General features: G+C 34.4%; 18 protein-coding genes. 6 read left to right on the top strand and 12 right to left on the bottom strand.

Annotated features, from left to right (window positions below; all coding sequences use genetic code 11):
- Positions 1–9 precede the first annotated feature (9 nt).
- From AC2A1G_RS09320 to AC2A1G_RS09295, 6 genes are all read right to left on the bottom strand, one after another.
- A complete protein-coding gene (locus tag AC2A1G_RS09320) occupies positions 10–2,796 on the bottom strand; it encodes a COG1470 family protein (RefSeq protein ID WP_484046647.1) in 2,787 nt (928 codons plus the stop codon).
- A 27-nt stretch (positions 2,797–2,823) separates the two neighbouring features.
- Positions 2,824–3,624, bottom strand: coding sequence for a fimbrial biogenesis chaperone (locus AC2A1G_RS09315; protein ID WP_484046646.1), 801 nt, complete (start codon positions 3,622–3,624; stop codon positions 2,824–2,826).
- Positions 3,625–3,705: 81 nt separating this feature from the next.
- Positions 3,706–4,251 (bottom strand): peptidoglycan-binding protein LysM, encoded by a 546-nt coding sequence (locus tag AC2A1G_RS09310; protein ID WP_484046879.1) that lies wholly within the window; start codon positions 4,249–4,251, stop codon positions 3,706–3,708.
- Positions 4,252–4,452: 201 nt separating this feature from the next.
- On the bottom strand, positions 4,453–4,998 hold the full coding sequence (locus AC2A1G_RS09305) for a peptidoglycan-binding protein LysM (RefSeq protein ID WP_484046645.1): 546 nt from the start codon (positions 4,996–4,998) through the stop codon (positions 4,453–4,455).
- A 190-nt stretch (positions 4,999–5,188) separates the two neighbouring features.
- On the bottom strand, positions 5,189–5,731 hold the full coding sequence (locus AC2A1G_RS09300; protein ID WP_484046644.1) for a peptidoglycan-binding protein LysM: 543 nt from the start codon (positions 5,729–5,731) through the stop codon (positions 5,189–5,191).
- A gap of 412 nt (positions 5,732–6,143) precedes the next feature.
- Positions 6,144–10,046, bottom strand: coding sequence for a response regulator (locus AC2A1G_RS09295; RefSeq protein ID WP_484046643.1), 3,903 nt, complete (start codon positions 10,044–10,046; stop codon positions 6,144–6,146).
- A 1,239-nt stretch (positions 10,047–11,285) separates the two neighbouring features.
- Between AC2A1G_RS09295 and AC2A1G_RS09290 the strand changes: the two genes are divergently transcribed.
- The 4 genes from AC2A1G_RS09290 (at position 11,286) to AC2A1G_RS09275 (ending at position 14,296) form a co-directional block, all read left to right on the top strand.
- Positions 11,286–11,705, top strand: coding sequence for a transposase (locus tag AC2A1G_RS09290; RefSeq protein ID WP_484046642.1), 420 nt, complete (start codon positions 11,286–11,288; stop codon positions 11,703–11,705).
- A gap of 6 nt (positions 11,706–11,711) precedes the next feature.
- The gene (locus AC2A1G_RS09285) at positions 11,712–12,035 is read left to right on the top strand and encodes a helix-turn-helix domain-containing protein (RefSeq protein ID WP_484046641.1); all 324 of its coding nucleotides are present in this window, start codon (positions 11,712–11,714) and stop codon (positions 12,033–12,035) included.
- Between the two features lie 353 nt (positions 12,036–12,388).
- Positions 12,389–13,918 (top strand): PAS domain-containing sensor histidine kinase, encoded by a 1,530-nt coding sequence (locus AC2A1G_RS09280; protein WP_484046640.1) that lies wholly within the window; start codon positions 12,389–12,391, stop codon positions 13,916–13,918.
- A gap of 3 nt (positions 13,919–13,921) precedes the next feature.
- Entirely contained in the window at positions 13,922–14,296 is a 375-nt protein-coding gene (locus AC2A1G_RS09275) for a response regulator (RefSeq protein WP_484046639.1), read from the top strand.
- A 270-nt stretch (positions 14,297–14,566) separates the two neighbouring features.
- Here the strand turns inward: AC2A1G_RS09275 and AC2A1G_RS09270 are convergent, their stop codons facing one another.
- From AC2A1G_RS09270 to AC2A1G_RS09260, 3 genes are all read right to left on the bottom strand, one after another.
- Entirely contained in the window at positions 14,567–15,463 is an 897-nt protein-coding gene (locus AC2A1G_RS09270; RefSeq protein ID WP_484046638.1) for a tyrosine-type recombinase/integrase, read from the bottom strand.
- A 26-nt stretch (positions 15,464–15,489) separates the two neighbouring features.
- Positions 15,490–15,783: an Arm DNA-binding domain-containing protein gene (locus AC2A1G_RS09265; RefSeq protein ID WP_484046637.1), complete on the bottom strand. Its 294-nt coding sequence runs from the start codon at positions 15,781–15,783 to the stop codon at positions 15,490–15,492.
- 545 nt (positions 15,784–16,328) lie between these two features.
- Positions 16,329–16,646 (bottom strand): hypothetical protein, encoded by a 318-nt coding sequence (locus AC2A1G_RS09260; protein ID WP_484046636.1) that lies wholly within the window; start codon positions 16,644–16,646, stop codon positions 16,329–16,331.
- Positions 16,647–17,176: 530 nt separating this feature from the next.
- Between AC2A1G_RS09260 and AC2A1G_RS09255 the strand changes: the two genes are divergently transcribed.
- Both AC2A1G_RS09255 and AC2A1G_RS09250 read left to right on the top strand, forming a co-directional pair.
- Complete coding sequence (locus AC2A1G_RS09255; RefSeq protein WP_484046878.1) at positions 17,177–17,338, top strand: aldehyde dehydrogenase family protein; 162 nt, start codon at positions 17,177–17,179, stop codon at positions 17,336–17,338.
- A gap of 52 nt (positions 17,339–17,390) precedes the next feature.
- Complete coding sequence (locus AC2A1G_RS09250) at positions 17,391–17,651, top strand: aldehyde dehydrogenase family protein (RefSeq protein WP_484046635.1); 261 nt, start codon at positions 17,391–17,393, stop codon at positions 17,649–17,651.
- Between the two features lie 93 nt (positions 17,652–17,744).
- On the opposite strand, the gene AC2A1G_RS09245 is transcribed toward AC2A1G_RS09250, so the two are convergent.
- From AC2A1G_RS09245 to AC2A1G_RS09235, 3 genes are all read right to left on the bottom strand, one after another.
- Positions 17,745–18,371, bottom strand: coding sequence for an NAD(P)-dependent oxidoreductase (locus tag AC2A1G_RS09245; protein ID WP_484046634.1), 627 nt, complete (start codon positions 18,369–18,371; stop codon positions 17,745–17,747).
- Between the two features lies 1 nt (position 18,372).
- Positions 18,373–19,179: an inositol monophosphatase family protein gene (locus AC2A1G_RS09240; RefSeq protein ID WP_484046633.1), complete on the bottom strand. Its 807-nt coding sequence runs from the start codon at positions 19,177–19,179 to the stop codon at positions 18,373–18,375.
- 81 nt (positions 19,180–19,260) lie between these two features.
- The gene (locus tag AC2A1G_RS09235) at positions 19,261–20,121 is read right to left on the bottom strand and encodes a helix-turn-helix domain-containing protein (protein WP_484046632.1); all 861 of its coding nucleotides are present in this window, start codon (positions 20,119–20,121) and stop codon (positions 19,261–19,263) included.
- Positions 20,122–20,219: the final 98 nt, after the last annotated feature.

Raw genomic sequence — 20,219 nt, 5'->3', positions numbered from 1 at the left:
CCTCTAAATTTAAAACTTTTTCACCTTAATGGTTGTGTCTTTCTTTTTGTATTCAAAAATGACATTTGCTGAATAACCTTCTTTTGTCACCTGAATGATCTGCCTTGGTTGTGTATAACTATACTTGTCATTTTCAATATAGATTTCATATTTTCCATCTTTCAGGAAAAACTCAAATTCATTTTTCTGGTTGACTAAAGCTGTATTGATTACTCCATCTTCACCTTTTGCATACACAGCTATACCGGTTACATCAGTATCCAAAACATCGTAAGCCTGCTTAATCTCGGTTAGTTTTCCACTAACCCTGATGTTTTTTACGAGACCTACCTTTCGGTTGATATTTTTACTGACCATAATCACAGGATCCATCATTAATCTGGCACCTGCACTTTCGTTTACCTTCAATGTGTAAAGACCTTCAGGCACATTTTGAAAAACTACTTTTCCATTTTTATCTGTCATTGCGATATAATCGTCCAGTTTTACAATCTCGTCAGCAAAAACCTTTTCGCCTGAATCCGGAAGTCCGTTGAAATTTTTGTCTTCAAAGAACTGAAATGTCACTTTATGATTTCCAAGAGCGGTGGCTGGTGCAAAATATTTTTTAATACCCACTCTGAACTGATAATAACTGCCACTGTTTGAATACTCAGCCATAGATTTATAACCTGACAAATTAAAATAACCCGTACCAGACCAAGAAGGTGAAATCTTATATTCCAGATTTCCCGTGACGTTGGTGTTTAAATTTTTATAAAGCTCCGAATAAAAAGTTCCGGCTGAAAAAGATCCTGTCAAATTATTACCCAGCATATGGAAGTTATACGAGGCGTATACATTGTAATTGGCAAAATTACGGTCAGTATTATAATAAGAATTTAAGTCAAAAACATTGGATGCGTTCCATTGTGCTGTTCCATTCAGAGAGAACGATTTATACCTGTACGAAATAGTTGTTCTTAAACTGTTAAACCAGTCTGATTGATTATCCGCATTTGAATAGGAATATTCCGCAGTCAGGTTGATCGCATGGTTACCTAGTGTTGTGCTCATGTTGGTTTCCAGTCTGTAAGAAAAAAGTTCGTGTGATGTATAAAAATTAGCTGTTTTTTGCTTTTCAACTTTTGGAGAAACAAGAAAATTCCAGTTTTTTCCGATAAACTGGTAACCTGTTGCCAATGCTTCGGTGCTGTTAAAATAATAGCGCAAATTAGTACTGATCTCAGTTTGATAAGGCGCATTCTGCAAACTCAGAAAACCGGGGTCTATCTGTGAGTTCTGGTACTGTAAAAATGCTCGTTGAGAATCAGAAAATTGTCTCCCGATACGTTGATTTGAGAAAAAAGATCCTCTTTTGATCCCTGCATAACTTTTGGTAGCGAATGAATTAGTAGATTGCAAATCCCATTTCCCAACTCGTCCTTCATAATTTGCCCCCACCAGGCCTCCCGCATTTTCATCCTTATTTACAATACCTTTTTCATGACTCAGACCAACTTCCGCCCGGATGGTGTGTTTGCCTTTTATTAAAAAAGACGTTACAGCATTTGCCAATTGTGTATCCACATTCAAGCGTGGATCGTGGTCGTATATATATGAAATTTTTCCATTTAAAGTTTTGGCATTTCCAAACCCGTACTTTGCACCCAACACGTTAGACCCATTTATTTGCTGGAAATATGTACTGTAAAGATTGTAATTATTTTCCAGCGCAAGCAACTCAATCTGTTTATTATTACCAAATTTGGTGGAAATTTTTGCACCTCTTCCAAAAATCGGGTATTCGTAATCCGTACTGTTGATGTTTCCAACACGTAATACCGTATTTTTTCTCTCCAATTCTAACCAAGTATCATAGATGTTATAAAGACCTCCTTCCATAAAGTAATCTGTACCAATATTGAAGCGCGATTTCACGTTTTCGCTTACTCTAAATGCTGTATTTGCTCTTAGTTGAAGAAAATTGAAACCTGAGCTGTTTTCGTTGTAGCTCATTTCAGCAAAATTACTTCCATTTACAGCTTCAGGTCCTCTGGCAATTTGCCTGTTGTTTGATAAGATGAGTAAATGAAGCGTGTTGCTTCCCACAATTTCATTATTAAAAAGATCCGTGGCGACTGCATTGATATTAAACTCTGGGAAAAGTGTATTCTGTTTTCTGATTACAATTTTGATCTCTACAGTTTGTTTTTCCAAAGCTTCCAAAGAAACAGTCTGTTGTTTTGGCATCATTTCCAAACCATCGGGTATTGACTGAAAATCAATCTTTACGTTTCGTTTACTATAGCCTTGGTTTTCTACAGTGAGTAATATTGAAGAGTCCGGCGCATTAGGATTAATAAAATTCTCAAAAGCCTCCGTGTAAATTGCGATGTTTCTGTTTTCATCCTTTTTGATTAAAAATGATGTGCTTTCAGTTCTGGTTACCAATGGAGTGTGGTAAGAAATCTTGAATTTAATCTCATTGGATCTTAGTTTCATAAAATCCACATTGGCTATCAGTTTTACAGGCAGATTTTTAGACTGTCCGGCATCGATTATCAATTCATTTTTTGGATAGAACAACAATCCCGGATAATTTTCCTGAGGCGTGATATTCTGAATTGTGACAGCTTCAGAACTTTTATTCTCAATAACCAGGAAATTGGTAAAAGTTGAACCTTTCTCAACTGCTACACTGTCTTTTTCAAAATAGATTTTGATATCCTTTTTATCCTGCGAAAAAGCAAATGAAAAGTTTAAAAGAACAAATGCTAAAAGTAAAGTTGTTCTCCTAAGAATTAATATCGACATTCTATTTAGTGGTTTTAAGACTTAATTTTAAAATTTAAAGTTTTTCTCGCCTACACGCAAATCGTTAGATCCTGCCATTTTGATAATGGCCACACCAAGGAAATTTCCTGAAATATTTTCCGGTAAATAAAATTGAACGACCTGATTGGCTCCGGGAAGCATGGATATTGAAATTGCAGGTAATTTTATTTCCTTGCCGCTGTCAGTATCTGTCAGTTCAAACTCAACGGTCGCATCATTAATCGTGTCTCCGTCGTTGTGGATGCTTACTGCGACTTTTTTATTTACAGTATTTTCAGAAGAAATCTCTGCGATATTTGTAATATCAAGGCTTTTAACCAGGTTTCCTGATGGTGTATAAAAGATATGAAGTCCGACTTCAAATAATGTGATGATCCCAATCCCGTTTTTAGCCTTTGCCTGATCTGCCTGCTGTGGTAATTGCGTGAAGAAAAGCATGCTGTTTGTGACAGCAGATTTAGACGCATTTGCCGGAATCTGCATGGTTACTACAATCTCTTTTGTACTTTTCGCAGGAACTGTGACAGCGTTTTCTAAAGTTGACATCCAGGCAGCATTGGAAGTTTTTGAACTTCCTGCATCAAGATAAACTTTATTTCCGTCTTCGTCTCTTACCCAATCTTTATAGTTGAGATTAAAGACATAATCTTTGTCTGAGCTGTTCTGCAGCGTGACTGTCTGGGTCACTTTTTCTCCTGGACTGCCCGTAAAAAACAGACGTGTAGGTGACATAGAGATACTTTGTGCCAGAGCTGAAGAAGCTGCTGTGATGATCACGAAAATAAAAAGGTTAATAAACTTGCGCATGGTGTAAATTGTTTAAAAATAAAAGATTCCCAAAACTACTGAAACGTAACTAAAGGAACCTTTACAATCTTAAAAATTTTCTTATAAAGCAGTCGCAGTATAAGTTACTGTTTGCGTGTAAGTTCCAGCTGGTTTACCTAAAATTTTAGAAGAAGATGATTCTGCAGCAGGAATAGTGTAATCCAAATTAAGTGTTAATGCGCTTCCAAGTGGAGCATTTGCAACTAATAGCTGATTGGTTTGAGATAAAACAACAGTACTTTTTGTTCCGCCCATTGTTCCTGAAGATGTAGCAGCTTTAATCGTCAAAACATCTACGGGGATGAAGTTGGCTCCATTGATAAAATTAGGGCCACCTGCTTTTACGTTTACATTAAAAGCTTTAGTTGAAGTTACTTTCAAAGCATTGGCTTGAGCAACAGTTTGTGCCGAGTTGTAATCTAATGCAGAAGCGTAAGTAAAGGCTAATGTACCTCCAATCGCAGTACTTCCGGAATCGATAGAGATCACATCGCTCAAGATAATGCTTACTGCTGTAGTTGCGGTGGAATTCTGTGCCTGAACAGCGTTAGTTCCTAATATAATTGCTCCGAAAGTTAAAGCTGAGATTAAGATTTTTTTCATGATAATACTATTTATTTTTTTATTTTATTTAATTGTTCTCTTTTGAACACTGCAAATCTACAGCGGCGACAAAGATTTTTTTGTAGTTGAAAATGGAAGTTGATGTAGTAAAATAACTACAAGGATTATTCATTTGATCTAAAAAGAAAGCCCTCAGTATTTAAATGATGAAGACTTTATCTTATAAACTATTTCCAAAAATAATTACAATGCGGTAGCAGTATACGTAACCGTCTGCGTATAAGTTCCAGCTGGTTTACCTAAAATTTTAGAAGAAGATGATTCTGCAGCAGGAATAGTATAATCCAAATTAAGTGTTAATGCGCTTCCAAGTGGAGCATTTGCAACTAACAGCTGGTTGGTTTGAGATAAAACAACATTATTTTTTGTTCCGCCCATTGTACCTGCAGAGGTAGCAGCTTTAATCGTCAAAACATCTACGGGGATTGAGTTGCTTCCATTGATAAAATTAGCACCTCCAGCTTTTACATTTACATTAAAAGCTTTAGTTGAAGTTACTTTCAAAGCATTGGCTTGAGCAACAGTTTGTGCCGAGTTGTAATCTGCTGCAGTAGCGTAAGTAAAGGCTAATGTACCTCCCATCGCAGTACTTCCGGAATCGATAGAGATTACATCACTCAGGGTAATGTTTACTGTTGTAGTTGCGATGGCATTCTGTGCCTGAACAGCGTTAGTTCCTAATATAATTGCTCCGAAAGTTAAAGCTGCGATTACGATTTGTTTTTTCATGAGAGTTTTATTTAATTTTTATTTTTGATTTCCTGTTCTCTTTTGAACACTGCAAATCTACAGCGGTGACAAAGGTTTCTTTGTAGTTGAAAATGGAAGTTGATGTAGTAAAATAACTACACGATGGGAATTCAAAACAAAAGCCCCCAACATATAAATGTTGAGGGCTTTTAAAATATTATTTGTTTAATTAAAGTGCAGTTGCAGTATACGTTACTGTTTGCGTGTAGATTCCCTTGGGTTTTCCCAACAAAACCTTTGATGCCTTTTCTGCAGAGATAGAATAGGCAATATTCAAAGTTTGGTTTGCACCTAAACTTGCATTGCTCACTAAAACCTGATCGGCTGTAGATAAAGTTACCTCATTCATGGTTCCCATTAGACTTCCACCCGATACTGCTTTTACCTGCAATACATCCACAGGAATAAGGCTTGAGCCACTTACAAAGTTTGCGCCCTCAGATTTTATTTTGACGTCGAAATTTTTAGAAGAATTGATTACGAGACTATTCGGTACAGCGACATTCTTTGAAGAATTATAATCTGAAGTATTTGCGTAATTAAAATCTACCGCTCCGCCTGAACCGGCAGCCCCCAGATCCATTGAAATGACATCTGCTAAAATAATATTGACTGAGGTACTTACATTGTCAGAATTTTGTGCCGAAACGTGGTTGCCTCCTAGCGAGAATAATCCCAAAGCAAACGCAGCAATAGCTATTTGTTTTTTCATAACAAAAATATTTAATGTGATTCGAATAAAATGGTGTATTGAAATCTGATTTTGCAATCAGACCTCGCTTAATTCAAATGTAATACCATTTTCTGATATAACCAAAGCCTTTATTCTTATTTTATTAAATAATTTACATTATGAAATTTGCAGTTATCTTTTTCTACCTCAAACTGCTCGGATTATTACTTTTAATTCATCAGACAATTGCAAACAACGGATAAAATTCCTGTCAATGTATATTATTGTTATACAAAATGCTCAGGTTGCAAACAATATTTTATTTTTATGATATATCAATAATGACCGTACTTATACAGACGAAATAAGTTAGTCTGGATGTTATAATAATGAATGCTTATTTGAGGATAATCTTATGATATTTATGATCAAAAAAAATATTTTGACTGTTTTATTTTATTAAACCTTTTATTATAAACAATCCTATAGTAATTCCGGTATTAATTTCTTTTTCCATGTCTGTAAAGTCTATATCCTGATCACTTTTATTCTCCCATTGCAATGCAGATTCCGAAAGTCTGAAAAGACCTGCAGTTCCTGCAGTGCCCTTAAGTTTATGAAGAATCATTTTGGCCGCCGTAGCATCTTTTTCAACTGCTGCAACACCTATATCATCTTTTGTTTGCGTAAGTTCTTTAATGACAAGGTCTAAAAATATTTTTTTGAAATTTTCATCATCACCAATCTGTTCCCTGAGCATTTCCATACTTATAAATTCCTCCGGAACGATTTCAGCTTTAACGTCCATATCTTTTTCAATGCCAATATATTTTTTGAGCATTTCCAACAGATCTGCCTGACGTAAAGGTTTCGGAAGAAAATCATTCATCCCCGACTCCAGACATTTCTCTTTTTCTCCCAGTACATTTCCTGCCGTAACTCCTATAATTGGCACATTTTCGTATCCTGGCAGGTGGCGGATCTTCTGTGTAGCTTCAATCCCATTCATTACAGGCATCTGAACATCCATAAGAATGATTGAAAAATCTTTTTGCATACATTCTTCCAATGCCTCCAAACCGTTTACCGCTTCTGTAAGCTGTACATCTGGCGTGAATGATTTCATCAACCGGTTATTCAGAACCATATTCACCGGATTATCATCTACTAAAAGAACTTCCAGATTTTTCATGAAGGAAAAATGATCCTTTTCCAAATTTTTAGGTGCAGGAACTTCAGCAACGTTTATTTGCGAAACACGTCTGAGAAGTTTGTAAAGATCATCAGATTTAATTGGCTTTAAGAGAAAGTAAGAATCATCTTCCTTACGGAAAGAACTAATCACATCATGCTCCTCAGAAGAAGTATGAAGAATTACGAGTGGTGAAGTCTCGCTTTTTTCAGTAAATAATTCCCTGATCTTGGTAACTGTCTCCAGACCGGAAATTACCGGCATATGATAATCCATCAGTATCGCATCGAAACGGTCGCCTGCAAGCAAAATCTGTAAGGCTTCCATTCCGTTGGCAGCCAGGGTGGATTCTATATTCTTATAGTTAAGCATGTGTTGCAGAATGATTCTGTTTGCTTCATTATCATCCACCACAAGTACTTTTTTTATAGCGAGATCGTCATCCTCATTTGATTTTGATACTTCATAAGGAATCTCAATGTCAAAGAAAAATACAGAACCTCTGTCAGGTACACTCCTCAGCGACAAATGACTGCCCATGTATCCCAAAATATTGTTTGATATGGTAAGGCCAAGACCTGTACCACCATAACGTTTACTGATTGAGCTGTTTTCCTGAGTAAATGCGTCAAAAATATGTTTCTGCTTTTCCACAGGTATTCCTATTCCCGTATCCCGTACAGAAAATCTCAGAACAATATTCCTGTCATCCATACTCAGCTTTTCTACCTTAAGTTCAATTTCACCTTTATCAGTAAATTTTACGGCATTACCCAGAAGGTTAATAAGGATTTGCTTTAATCTTGCCTCATCAAGCAACAGGGTTTTTGGCAGACCTTGTTCTATATTTAAAAGAAGTTCAATATTTTTTTTCTGAGACTGATAAAGAATGACATTAATAACCTGACTTACCATTTCATAAACATCACTTTCTTCAATCAAAAGTTCCATTTTACCGGATTCTATTTTAGAAAAATCAAGAATATCATTGATAATGTTGAGAAGGTTTTCTCCGGATTCATTTATATAATTAAGGTATTGTGTCTGAATGTCATTTAGGTCGGTTCTCAAAAGAAGATCTGAAAAACCAATAACTCCATTTAGCGGAGTTCGGATCTCATGGCTCATGTTGGCGAGGAATTCTGATTTTGCCTTACTCGCAATATCAGCCATATTTTTGGCATTCTTAAGCTCTTCGTTGGTCTTGACAGCTGTGGTTATATCCTGTACAGAGACAATTACGCCCCCGATTTCATTATCAGACAGATACCATGGTCCAACCTTGAGATCTAAATGCTGAATCTCATCCTTTCCATCAAGATGAATTGCGAAATCCTCATTGATGTATGTTTTACCCTGCAGGGCGGCATGATAAATTTCTTTTCTTTCAACAGGAATGTTTGGAGAAATTACAAAAAGATTTTTTCCAATGATATCGAGGTCATTCATTTTGAATTCATCTTTCCATTTGCTGCTGACAGAAATATAATTGAGATCTCTGTCGAACATCGCTACGGCTGCGGGTACATACGTTACAAAAGATTGCATCATGGCCTCCTTTTTTGCAATATCAAGAAACATTTTCTTGAAAACATCAATATCCTGAATGATACCGAAAACTCTTGTGCAAACATTGCCTTCAAATTCAGGAATTGCTTTTACCCTCACCCAAATTGTAACTCCGTCATTACGAACGAGCTGGAACTCATCATCGTACGGAATTCCTTCGCTTACTGCTCTGTGGAAAAGATATTCAACTTTTTCCCTGCTGTCTTCAGTATAAAAACCCATGGCATTTTCCAGATCAGGTTGGTAGTCGTCGCCCATCCTATGAATTTCTTTGGTACTTTGCGACCAAAACAAGGTGTTTTTTTTCAGATTCACTTCCCAACCACCGACCTGGGCTACGGAACTCGTCTGTTCAAGCATTTTTTTTGTACGAATAAGATCTCGTTCGAGCGCCATTCTTTCGGTAACATTTAATGCAGTACTTATTACGTAAGGCTTTATATCCTCGTCAGTTTCAACGAGGTTGTGATACATCCATACCTGCTCAACTCCGGTTTTGGACTTCAGGATCATTGTTCCAAAGTCTTCTTTCTGTCTATTAATGCGTTCAAGGTACTCATTTAATGATGGCCAGTTTTTTTCGGGAACAAGATCCCGAAGGTTTAAATCTTTCACTTCGTCAATGGAATACTGCAGTGTTTCCCTTCCTTTTTCATTTACCGCCAGAATGTTGCCCTCCATATCATGCATACTCATCAGACCGATGGCGTTTTCAAAGAAACTCCTGAAGCGTCGTTCCGAGCTAGCCAAACGGCTTTTTTCTTCAGTCTGCAAGGTGATGTTAGTTCCGAAACAGAAAATTTCAGAAATTTCCTTATTGGGTTTTAATACCCATTCCACGACAACCGAATTCCCGTCTTCAATTACCTTAGACGTCGTAAAAGAAACTTCGTGGGCGCGCTTCATCATATCTTTCAATTTTGAAAGGTCTATATCTGCTTCACCAAAAATACCAGTAAAATCAAGTCCTTTTGCTTCTTCTTTTTTTAATGAGAAAATTTTTCCAACTTCAGGATTGAAATCTTTAAACTTCAATTCTTCATCTAAAACACAAATTAGATTATTCGATATGTTAAAGATTTGCTGAAAATATTCTGCGTAAATTTTTTTTCTCTTACCTGTCAAAAGTTTGGAAATAACATCTGACAGCTTTTTGAGAGCAGTAATCTGGCTTTCTGTTATCACTCTGGGTTTATAATCAATCACACAGATTGTGCCCAGCGCAAAATTTTCTTCATCAAAAAATGGTATCCCTGCATAAAATCGTATTCCTCCTTCTGCAATCAATGGATTTTCACTGGATCTCTCATCCAAAAGTGTATCATTGATAATGACAATTTCACCACTTGCTATTGAATATTGACACATTGTGTTTTCCCGTTTTACAGAATCGATGTCCATACCGATACAACTTTGGATATTCTGTGTCTCACTTCCCATAATCGAAATGAGAGAAGCCGGGCAATCAGCTATCAGGCACGCCGTTTCTGCAAAAACATCGAATTGAGGATCTTTTCCCAGATCAAGAAGATCAAAAAATTCTAATTTTTTCAATCTATCTGCCTCATTAGCAGGAAGGATGAAATTTAACATATTGAAAAATAAATTATTTATAAAAATAAACAATTATGATTACATATTTGCAATTTTTAGCGCAGTTTTAATTTACAAAATAATTTGTTGAATTATCTACATAACCAAAGATAATATCGACCACCATCCTTCAATCCCGAAAATAATTTAATTCATCAGTCAACCATCAGCTTCCTTGCTGATTTTATAATTGTGACTATGCATTATGATAAGCACGTTGAGAAAATTAATATATTATCAAGTATTATTTGCGAAGAATTTAAATAATTACTGATTTATTGAGATATAAATATTTTAAAAGATAATCTCTAATTACTCCATGTATAAAGGAGGACTTTTTCTCCCTGAGCCGACATTAAAAATCTGTTGATTAGGCAATTGCAAATAAAAAAAAATTGACCATTTTTATTCTTTATCTGATCTTTCCACTTGACAAAATTAGCTGTGGTGAGTGTCGCAGGATAATTTTAGCGTTGAGATTCATAAAAGTCAAAATTTCAATAAACTGTATTTAAATATTATAAGGTGCTGATTTTTCTTTGGAATAATCATTCTGCCAACGATTTTTTTACAGATCTTTTATTTGAAATTTTCATTTAATAATTTGATTAAGAAGGGTTTTAAAAAAGGAATTTACCTTAATTGTATTTTCCAAATATAAATAAATACTGATATCCAATTTATGTTAGTTTAACATAAATTATAAAATTATTAAAAAAAACAGGGACAGTTAAGCAAATGTTTTGCATTGAAGTATATAGCGCAAAAGCGAAATTGCAAGAAAAAATTTCGTTAAAATACAGAAAAAACAAAATTTATAGGTAAATGTATTATATAGATTTTTGACCCGCAGCAGAATACTAATGCTTGTTTAAAAAAACTTACTGCAGCATGCGTGAATTTTTCAATTCCGAGGAGATGAACCTGCAAATATGGAAATCCAAATGTTCTATAAATTTGCAGGTACCAGAAAATCTAAATTTTATTAAAACTGGTTGCCTTTCTGACCCTTAAATTTGCTGCTTTATTATTGAAATTTAGCTTTGACGATAAGTAATCTGCTGAAAAATTTTTAAAGAAAAAAGTAATCGATAAAAACTCATTAGTATGTGAAAGTAACCATTGGCTCGAAATTAGTATGCATACCGCAATCAGAAAATAAAAAAAAAGAAATATCTGATAAACTTGAGTATTAATTCCGGCTCTGATGATGAGGAGTCAGTCCCTATAATAACAACAATGACTTCTAACTTTAAAACAATCCACATAGGTACTTTTATCAAAAAAAGAGTTGATGAACTGAATCTAGATTCTGAACGGCTTTCAAAAATATTAAATACGTCAGAAGATGACGTGGAAAAAATTTATTCTTCCAAAGATATCCACTCCGAGATTATGCTTAAACTGAGTAAATATTTAAAATATGACTTTTTTAGAATTTACTCTCAGCATCTGCTTTTATATTCTCCATCCAGCAAAAGTGTGAGATCTTCAGCTTTACCGCAGTTTAAAAAAAATATTTACACCAAAGAAATCGTTGATTATATCGTTGAATTGATTCAGACCGAACGTAAATCTATTCCTGAAATTATTGAAGAATACAGAATTCCAAAATCAACCCTTTTTAAGTGGATGAAGAAATACAAAAAAGAAAACTGATAAAAAATGACGCCTAATTATCAAAAAATATATTCTGATCTTATAGATGAAAAATATCCTGAAAAAAAAAATAAGTGTGATAGTCTTTTGAAAAAACCGGATTTCGGCGTACTTGATGTTATATATATCCACAATATATTATCTGAAAGCTCCAAAAATGATGTGGAAATTTTCAACCAGTATCATAGGGCTTACGATGAAAAGACTGTCAAAATTTATTTACAGTATCAGGTAGATCATAAACTCAGTAATAATCAATTGGCAAAATATTTTAAGATAGGACGGAACACAATTGCAAGGTGGAAAAAACAATTTCCAGAATATAAGTAGCTTAGTGCAAAACTGATGATAATAAAATTGTCCCGAAATATACTCCGGTAAACTATTATGAAAAATTTACAAAGGCCTATTACGAAACTATTGACGACCTGACTACAGTCAAAACGACAATGAAAAAATCCTCAACAATACCTGTAAGTTTTTAAGTCTGTTCATTGACATTCGCAGAGTTCTATCATTTTAAATAATAGCATTAATTAGAAGAATATCTATTTTTAGTGTTTTTCTTGAAAGATTAAAGCAAAACAGCAATCAAAAAGAATAAGGCAGACTTTTTGTTTTAAAGTTGTAGAGAAAGGAATATTCTCTTTGATAAATAGAATACTAACTAAAAAAGTTAAACATTGAGTTCAGATTTTAAAAATAACCCACTAAACGACCCGCTGAGCAATAATATTTATCTTCAGGCTTTAAATTCTGCCAGATCAGGAATTATAATTACTGATAACCGACAACAAGATAACCCTATTATATATTGTAACAGAGCATTTGAAGAAATTTCAGGATATAGCCACAATGAAATTATAGGTCACAATTGTCGCTTCCTACAGTCTCAGGATCGAAATCAAGAAGAACGACAGATAATTAAAAAGGCCGTAAAAGACGGAGAAGAATGTAAGGTCGAGATAAGGAATTACAGGAAAAACGGAAGTTTATTTTGGAATGAACTTATAATTTCACCAGTCAAAGATGACGATGATAATGTAACTCATTTCATAGGTGTTCAAAATGATATTACACTACGCAAAAAGGCGGAGAATGAATTACGTGAGGAGAAATCCTCTGTAGAAAAAAAGATTCTTGACCGTACAAGAGAGTTGCAAGAAAATCAGGCATTTCTCTCAAGTATTATTGAAACAGTGCGTGAGAGTCTTTTAGTACTTGATGTTGATTACAAAGTTTTGAGTGCTAACAGTCATTTTTTAATTTCTTTTAAGGTAACTCTGGAAGAGACTGTTGGAAAAATCTTATTTGAGCTTGGAAATCATCAATGGGACATCACCTTATTGAAACAGCTGCTGACGAAAATTCTTCCTACAAATAACCCAGTTATAGATTTTGAGGTAGAACATGACTTTCCATATATTGGTAAGAAAATCATGCTTCTGAACGCTTATAGAATTGAATTTGAGGGTCAATATAAAGACCGTATATTGCTTGCAATAGAAGATATAACAGAGAAAAAAGAAATCGATAGAAGAAAAGATGATTTTCTGTCAATTGCCAGCCATGAACTCAAAACGCCCTTAACAACAATCAAAGGATTTACACAACTTTTGGAGCGTATGATTCCGGAAGGATCTTCTGAAAAATTTATTACCACATTACAGAAAGTTTCACTCAATGTGGACAGACTAAACAACCTGATTTCTGAGCTTTTAGACACCTCGAAGATTCAGTCCGGAAATATAGAAATTCACAAAGAACCTTTTGCAATAGACAAAATTATACACGAAGCTGTTGATAATCTTGCGTTGGCGAGTCCCTCTCACACTATTAGCGTAAATAGTAACACAGATGCTACAATATTGGGTGATGAATTACAAATAACCCAGGTACTCAATAACTTGGTATCGAATGCAATAAAATACTCACCCGGATCATCACAAATTGACGTTTACTGCAACCGTGTAGGAAACTTTATCAGGGTTTCTGTAACTGATTACGGAATGGGAATCAGCCAACAAGATCAGAAAAAAATATTTGAACGTTTTTTTAGGGTTCGCGACATACAAAAGAAATTTCCCGGTATGGGTATTGGGCTGTATATTTGCCAGGAAATAATTCAAAATCATGAAGGTACTCTTTGGGTGGAAAGTGAGATTGGTACAGGATCGACTTTTAATTTTACCCTTCCTATTCAAAAAAATTAATTTATGAATGCCATGAAAATTTTGATTTGTGACGATGATCACGGAATTCTAGATGTTCTGGAGATGACGCTTGAACTGGAAGGATTCACAGTCAATACTGAAATTAATAGCACAAATCTTTTGAAGGTTATTGAAAATATAAAACCTGATCTCCTGCTGATGGATCTCTGGATGCCGGTTCTTTCAGGGGATCAGTTATTAAAAGTAATTAGGTTAACCGATAATATTAAGAATCTTCCTGTTATTATTTTTTCGGCGAGTGTGGATGGAAATGAAATTGCAACTGAAGCTGGAGCAGATGGGTTTATCTCTAAACCTTTTGATCTTGATCATCTCGTAACTATGGTGAAAGATGTATTAGCACTAAAATCATCATGACTAATTTTTAATGTTAGTATGTTTGTCAGTGATTGTGGAAGCAATTGAAGGACTAACTTTTTAAGTTAAGTCTTAAAGTCTGTTTATCTCGCTTTAGAAGAACCTACAAAACAAATGTCCAATGCCCATCTAAAACTGGGATATCGTTCTTTACCAACTGATACTGATTTTTGAACAAAGGCTCAGATTGTAAAATCCAAGCCATATCTTCCTAACGTTCATACTCTCTGAGGTAGTGTCGGACTCTTATTTTAAAAACTAATTTTCAAATTATGATTTTCTTCTATCGAGGACGAGCTCAAGAATTTGCATATCCTCAAGAATTTTAGTCTCCTGAATTTTTGCGTAATGTTGAGTCATTCTGATAGTGCTATGCCCCAACATTTTGCTGACTGTTTCTATGGGCACACCATTATTTAAGGTCATGGCTGTTGCAAATGTATGCCTTGCAGTATGGAATGTGATATCAAAATCTATATCACAGAGATCGCCAATCTCTTTTAAATATTCATTTATCTTCTGATTACTGCCAACCGGAAGCAGTTTTTCTGTATTACAACATTTTGCATGGGATCTATATTTTTCTAATATATTTAAAGCATCGGGAAGTAACGGTATTTGAGCTAATTGTTTTGTTTTCGTTCTTTCGATTTTGAGTACCTTTCTACCATCACCAACTGATAATATGTTATGAATTGCTAATTTCTTTACCTCTGCATAAGCTAAACCTGTGTAACAGCAAAAAATGAAAATGTCTTTAACCAACTGTAGTCTTTCAGAAGAGAAGCTCTTATTTTTTATTTTTTCAAGTTGTGTTTCTGAAAGGCAACTGACTTCTGTCGTAATAATTTTTCCTTTATAATTAGCAAAAGGATTTTTAGTCATCCATTCATTGTCGAGACATATATTAATAATTTTCTGAAGATTCTTGACATATTTTACCGTTGAATTATTAGCACACTTACGAACAGTCCGGAGAAAAAAATCAAAATTTGTTATAAAGGAAGGTTTTATTTCTGCAAGATTAATATCTGAGATATTATATTTCCACATTAAAAACTCCTGCAAATGTCTGAGGGTGGTTTCATATCTTTCCCAAGTACCTTCAGAATATCCGTTACCTATGAGTTCTTGAATTTCGTCATTATGATTTCCGAAAGCTTCCAACAGTGTTACTTTACGTTCCTCAATACCTAGAAACTTATTTTAAGACTCTCACTTGTGATTGCAATGTTATTATTGAATAATAATTTGTAAGAATCAAAAACTTTTGTTCTTAGACTTTCTAGAAAAAGATTTAAAGACTTCGAAGTAGGAGAATTTCCTATTACCTTACCCGCTTTAGAATTCCAATCTTTATTTTTGATTGTCTTTCCTGTTGAAAATTCTTTCCTTTTACCATCAACTGTTAATCTAACATAAATTGTTGAACTTTCTAAATTACCTTTTGTTTTTTTTAAATAAAAAAGAAGACTGTAAGTTTGCATTTGCCTAAAATTTAAAGATTATAAAAATATTTTAGAATCTATAAACCCAAAAGATGTTCAGTAGCGTGTATACAAGATGAATAGGTACTTTTTAGCAGAATGAGGTGCGTACTTTGCTGCCTTCTTTTAGACGCACCTAATTACGCACTTTTTATTTGCTTCTATATGTATTATTTTGATATTTAAAAAACAAAAAAAGCCTTTAAATAATATTATTTAAAGGCTTTTGATGAAATTTAATCTTCCGACTAGCGGAGAGAGAGGGATTTTGTAACCTTGCGTCATCCCTTTATTGATAAGCGTTTCGCTGTAGCATCTTGTGAATGGCCCTAAATAGGTCATCTGCAAAAAGTGGTAAAATACTAATTTAAATTTTACTTTATAAAAGTAGGAATTTTTGTGGGAATTTGCAACTGAAGACAACTAGATTTTAAACAAGTATTATTATTCTATTTTTAGAGACTGTTGCATCTATTTGTTTAATCCACCTTTTTACAAAAATACTTTCTTAAAAAATCTAAATTTTAAATCGAAGAAGATTATTTTTATTCTCTAGAAGTTGGTTTTAATTTTATTGTAAAATCCAACATAACAACTTGACTTCCAATAAATGGATTATAAGATGGTTGATAATCAATATAGCCTAATGAATTTAGATTCTTTAGACATTTATGATAGGTGGCTTTTGAGCGGATTTTACTAATTCTCATCACTTCATCACGTGAAATACTAATAGGGTTTCGGAAACGATTGAAATTCCAGAATTGGAATAAAGCTAGGTAAAGACTGATATGTGTAGGATTGACCGTGTTGTCGTGAGCCACTTTTTCATAGAATCCAGTTAGATGTTTTATGTAATTCATTTGTATTATTTTTGAATTAGTATGCTATACTTAATGATTTAGAAATTTTTTGATGTCTTTATTATTATAAGATAGAGTTCCTCCAACACATGTATGTAACAATTCCTACTTATGCGAATATTTTGCAGAGATCTTGAAGAAATTTTCAGATGCTCTTTGACCTCTGATCAATGTAGCCATAATTTCTGTTCAGAAATGTTGATACTAAGCAGATTTTTAATATCTTTAATTAATTCGATTTTTAATTCTTTAAGATCTTCTTTAGTTATAATATTGATTTCCATAATTAATCTTTGATTATGTCTTTTTGAGCTGATAAAATTGCATGTCAGCAACAATTATCTATGAGTTGATACAGAACTTTTTTAAAAATAAATCAAAAAATTATTTATAAAGAAAAATACTTTTTGGTGGAATACTTTGACATTCAATGTCACAGCCTAAACCTCTTTTTCTAATCAATTCACCTACTAAATTTATACTGATTATCCAGTTACAGTTAAGCATAAAACCTTAATTTTAAGATATGAATTATATCACTGATTACTCCAGGAGAAGTTGACCGCGTTGAAAAATGGGTAAATGAAGCTATTGAAGAAGGCGCAAAATTAATTACGGGAGGAAAAAGAATTTCTGATACTTGTTTTGAGCCGACAGTTTTGTTCAATCCATCTGAAAATTCTAAAGTTTAGACCCTTGAGATTTTTGGCTCTGTGGTTTGCATCTACCCTTTCACGGACCGAGATGAGGCCATCAAAAAAAGCAAATGCTCTTGATGTGCATTTCCAGGCCGCCGTGTTTACAAAGAACATTGATATCGCCTTGGATGCCACCAAAAAACTTAATGCAACAGCTGTGATGGTGAATGATCATACCGCTTTCCGAGTAGATTGGATGCCGTTTGGCGGAAGAGATAGTTCAGGTTTTGGAATGGGCGGAATCTCCTATACGATCAATGAAATGACAAGGAAAAAAATGATGGTTTTTAAAAGTAGATTGCTATAATATTTAAAGGAATTTCATCATCAAAAATATATTAATTAAAACAAAATTCTTGTGATAGAAAAAAGTGACAGATTTTTTCTGTCACTTTTTTTATTAATTTGTTAAAGCCACATATTGTTGAATAAATCTCTGATTTTCCGCTTCAGAAACCAAGAAATTGGCTACATCGCGTCTTGATATTTTTCCCACTTTCATTCCTTTTTGTAGTCCGGATAGTATTCTATAAGTTGAAGTTGCATTTCCGTTGGTGAGCATTCCGGGTCGTATGATCTCCCATTTCAAATGACTGTTTGTAATGAATTCTTCCATTTCCTTTTTATTGATGTACTGATCTTTCAGGAATAATGAGATTACCGTTCGCATAAAGAAACTTAAATAATGTTTACTTTCTCCCGCTCCAAAGCCAGTAATTACCAAAACAGGTGGAGAAAAATTAAGTTCAGTTGTAACATCAATCAGTGTTTTGGCGATGTCTGAAAAAAGAGTGGTTGCTTTTTTATTTTTTGTCCCGACAGTGACCAAAATCGCATCAGAATCTTTGATTGCTTTTTTAAGGTCAAATGGTGAGGTTGCACTTCCGTTTATTTTAATCAGATTCGGATGATCAGGAATATGGTCGGTTTTTGTTGATAGTGCTGTTACCTTATGTCCTTTTGCGAGAGCCTGATTGACAGATTCTAATCCAATTCCGGCTCCGGCTCCTATGATTGCTACATTCATTTTAATTTTCAGATTTAATTGAGAGATATTTTTCAATAATACTTTTGCCTGCGACCAAAAGGCTTTCGCTTCCCCATTTCCAAGGAATTCCAGCGGTTGTTAAAATTTCAGCTCCAGCTTCTTTGGCAATAAGCAATCCGGCGATCCAATTATACGTATCGAGATCTTCCTGAATAAACAGGTCGATCCTTCCGGCACCAACATAAGCCAGTTGCAATCCGTGCGGTCCGTAGTTTCTTACAATTCCGAAATGATCCAGCAGTTTGGTTACAGTTGATCCAATTTTCTCATTTAAATGATTATTGGATTTGTCCTGATGTCCATACTCAAAAACTGCCAGCATCACTTCCAAATCTTTTTTACGACTGACATTCAATGCTTTATCATTCATAAAAGCACCTTCACCGTCCTTAGCCCAAAATATTTCGTTGGCCAATGGATCATAAACAACTGAGAAAAATGGTTTTCCTTTACGGATAAGTACCAAATTGATTGTCCAACCAGGAATATGTTGAAGATATTGTATGACCCCATCCATTGCATCACACAGCCAATATTCTTCTACTGCGGCGGGATTTCTTTGTGAATCGCTATCAAATTCGTCACCGATATGCCAGGGAATATTGGGGAATTCATGAGTTAGATCTTTTTTTAAAGAAGCCAAACATAAAGTATCGATGTCTTCCAATTCTTTTAAAAGCTCATACATACTTTGTGGGATAGGATCTTGTTTATACTTTTTTAAAAAGTCACCTCCTATTTTTCGTACAGCATCGAGTATGATAGGGATATTGATTTCGTTTTGCATTTCAATTATTGTATTGATTACAATGCAAATCTACTCAGTCTATCAGCCTTGAAAATAGTTTTAATCAGAGGAAGAATAGTCTTAATCACGGAATTTCTTCCGAAATTCCAAAGGCGTGAGTTGGGTTATTTTTTTAAATAGCTTTCCAAAATAAACTGGCTCATCATAACCCACTTCGTAAGCAATCTCCTTAACTGCATTATCTGTAAAATAAAGCAATCTTTTAGCTTCCAACATAGATACTTCCTGAATATGAGTGGAAACCGAACTTCCCGTCAATGATTTTACGGTGTCGTTCAAATGAGACGTTGAGATTGACAGTGCCGAAGCATATTGTGCTGGTTGCTTCCAGGTTTTGAAATGTTCTTTGGTCAGCTTGATGAAGTTTTCCTTAATGGTGATACTGCGTTTTTCATTCCCTTTTATCGTCGGTAAATTAGCAATCAATTCTCCGGCAACAAAGCTCAGTAGCGCATTTAATAAAGAGCTGACGGTTTTTTGAAGATAGTAATTGGTATTTTCTAATTTTACTTTTTTAATAAAATCCATTAGGATGATCATTTGCTGCAAAAAAACAGATTCCTGCTGAAGAAATAGCGGATTACTAAATTGATGTCCTAAAAGTGTCAACACTTCTTTGTCAATAAGTGAAGGGTCAAAGCTGATCATCCAACCTTTTGGATCTTTCACTTCGATCACCTGATGAACCTGCTCCGGAAATACGAAAAGTAATGCCTGAGCGTTGAACTCAATGGTTTCAAAATCGATATTCAATTTAAATTCTCCACCTAAAGCAAGCATTAATTGGCAGTGGTCATCACGGTGCGGTTTGGAAACATCGTGTTCTTCAGCTTCCCGATCTTCCATATTGACAATGACAATTCCTGCTTTTGCCTGCGGCGAAAGTTCATATTGCTTTATATCTAGGTTCTTTTTTTTCAATTTTTATAAATTTAATTCTAAGATCTGAAGGTACCAAATAAATTGTCTCTGCATCAGTAAAGTAGAATATAAACAAAATCTGAGTTCCTAAGTAATTG

The sequence above is a fragment of the Chryseobacterium sp. HNCC26DJ240 genome (assembly GCF_057180485.1).
The sequence above is the reverse complement of the archived record's forward strand: the minus strand, read 5'-3'. Positions and strand labels throughout refer to the sequence as shown.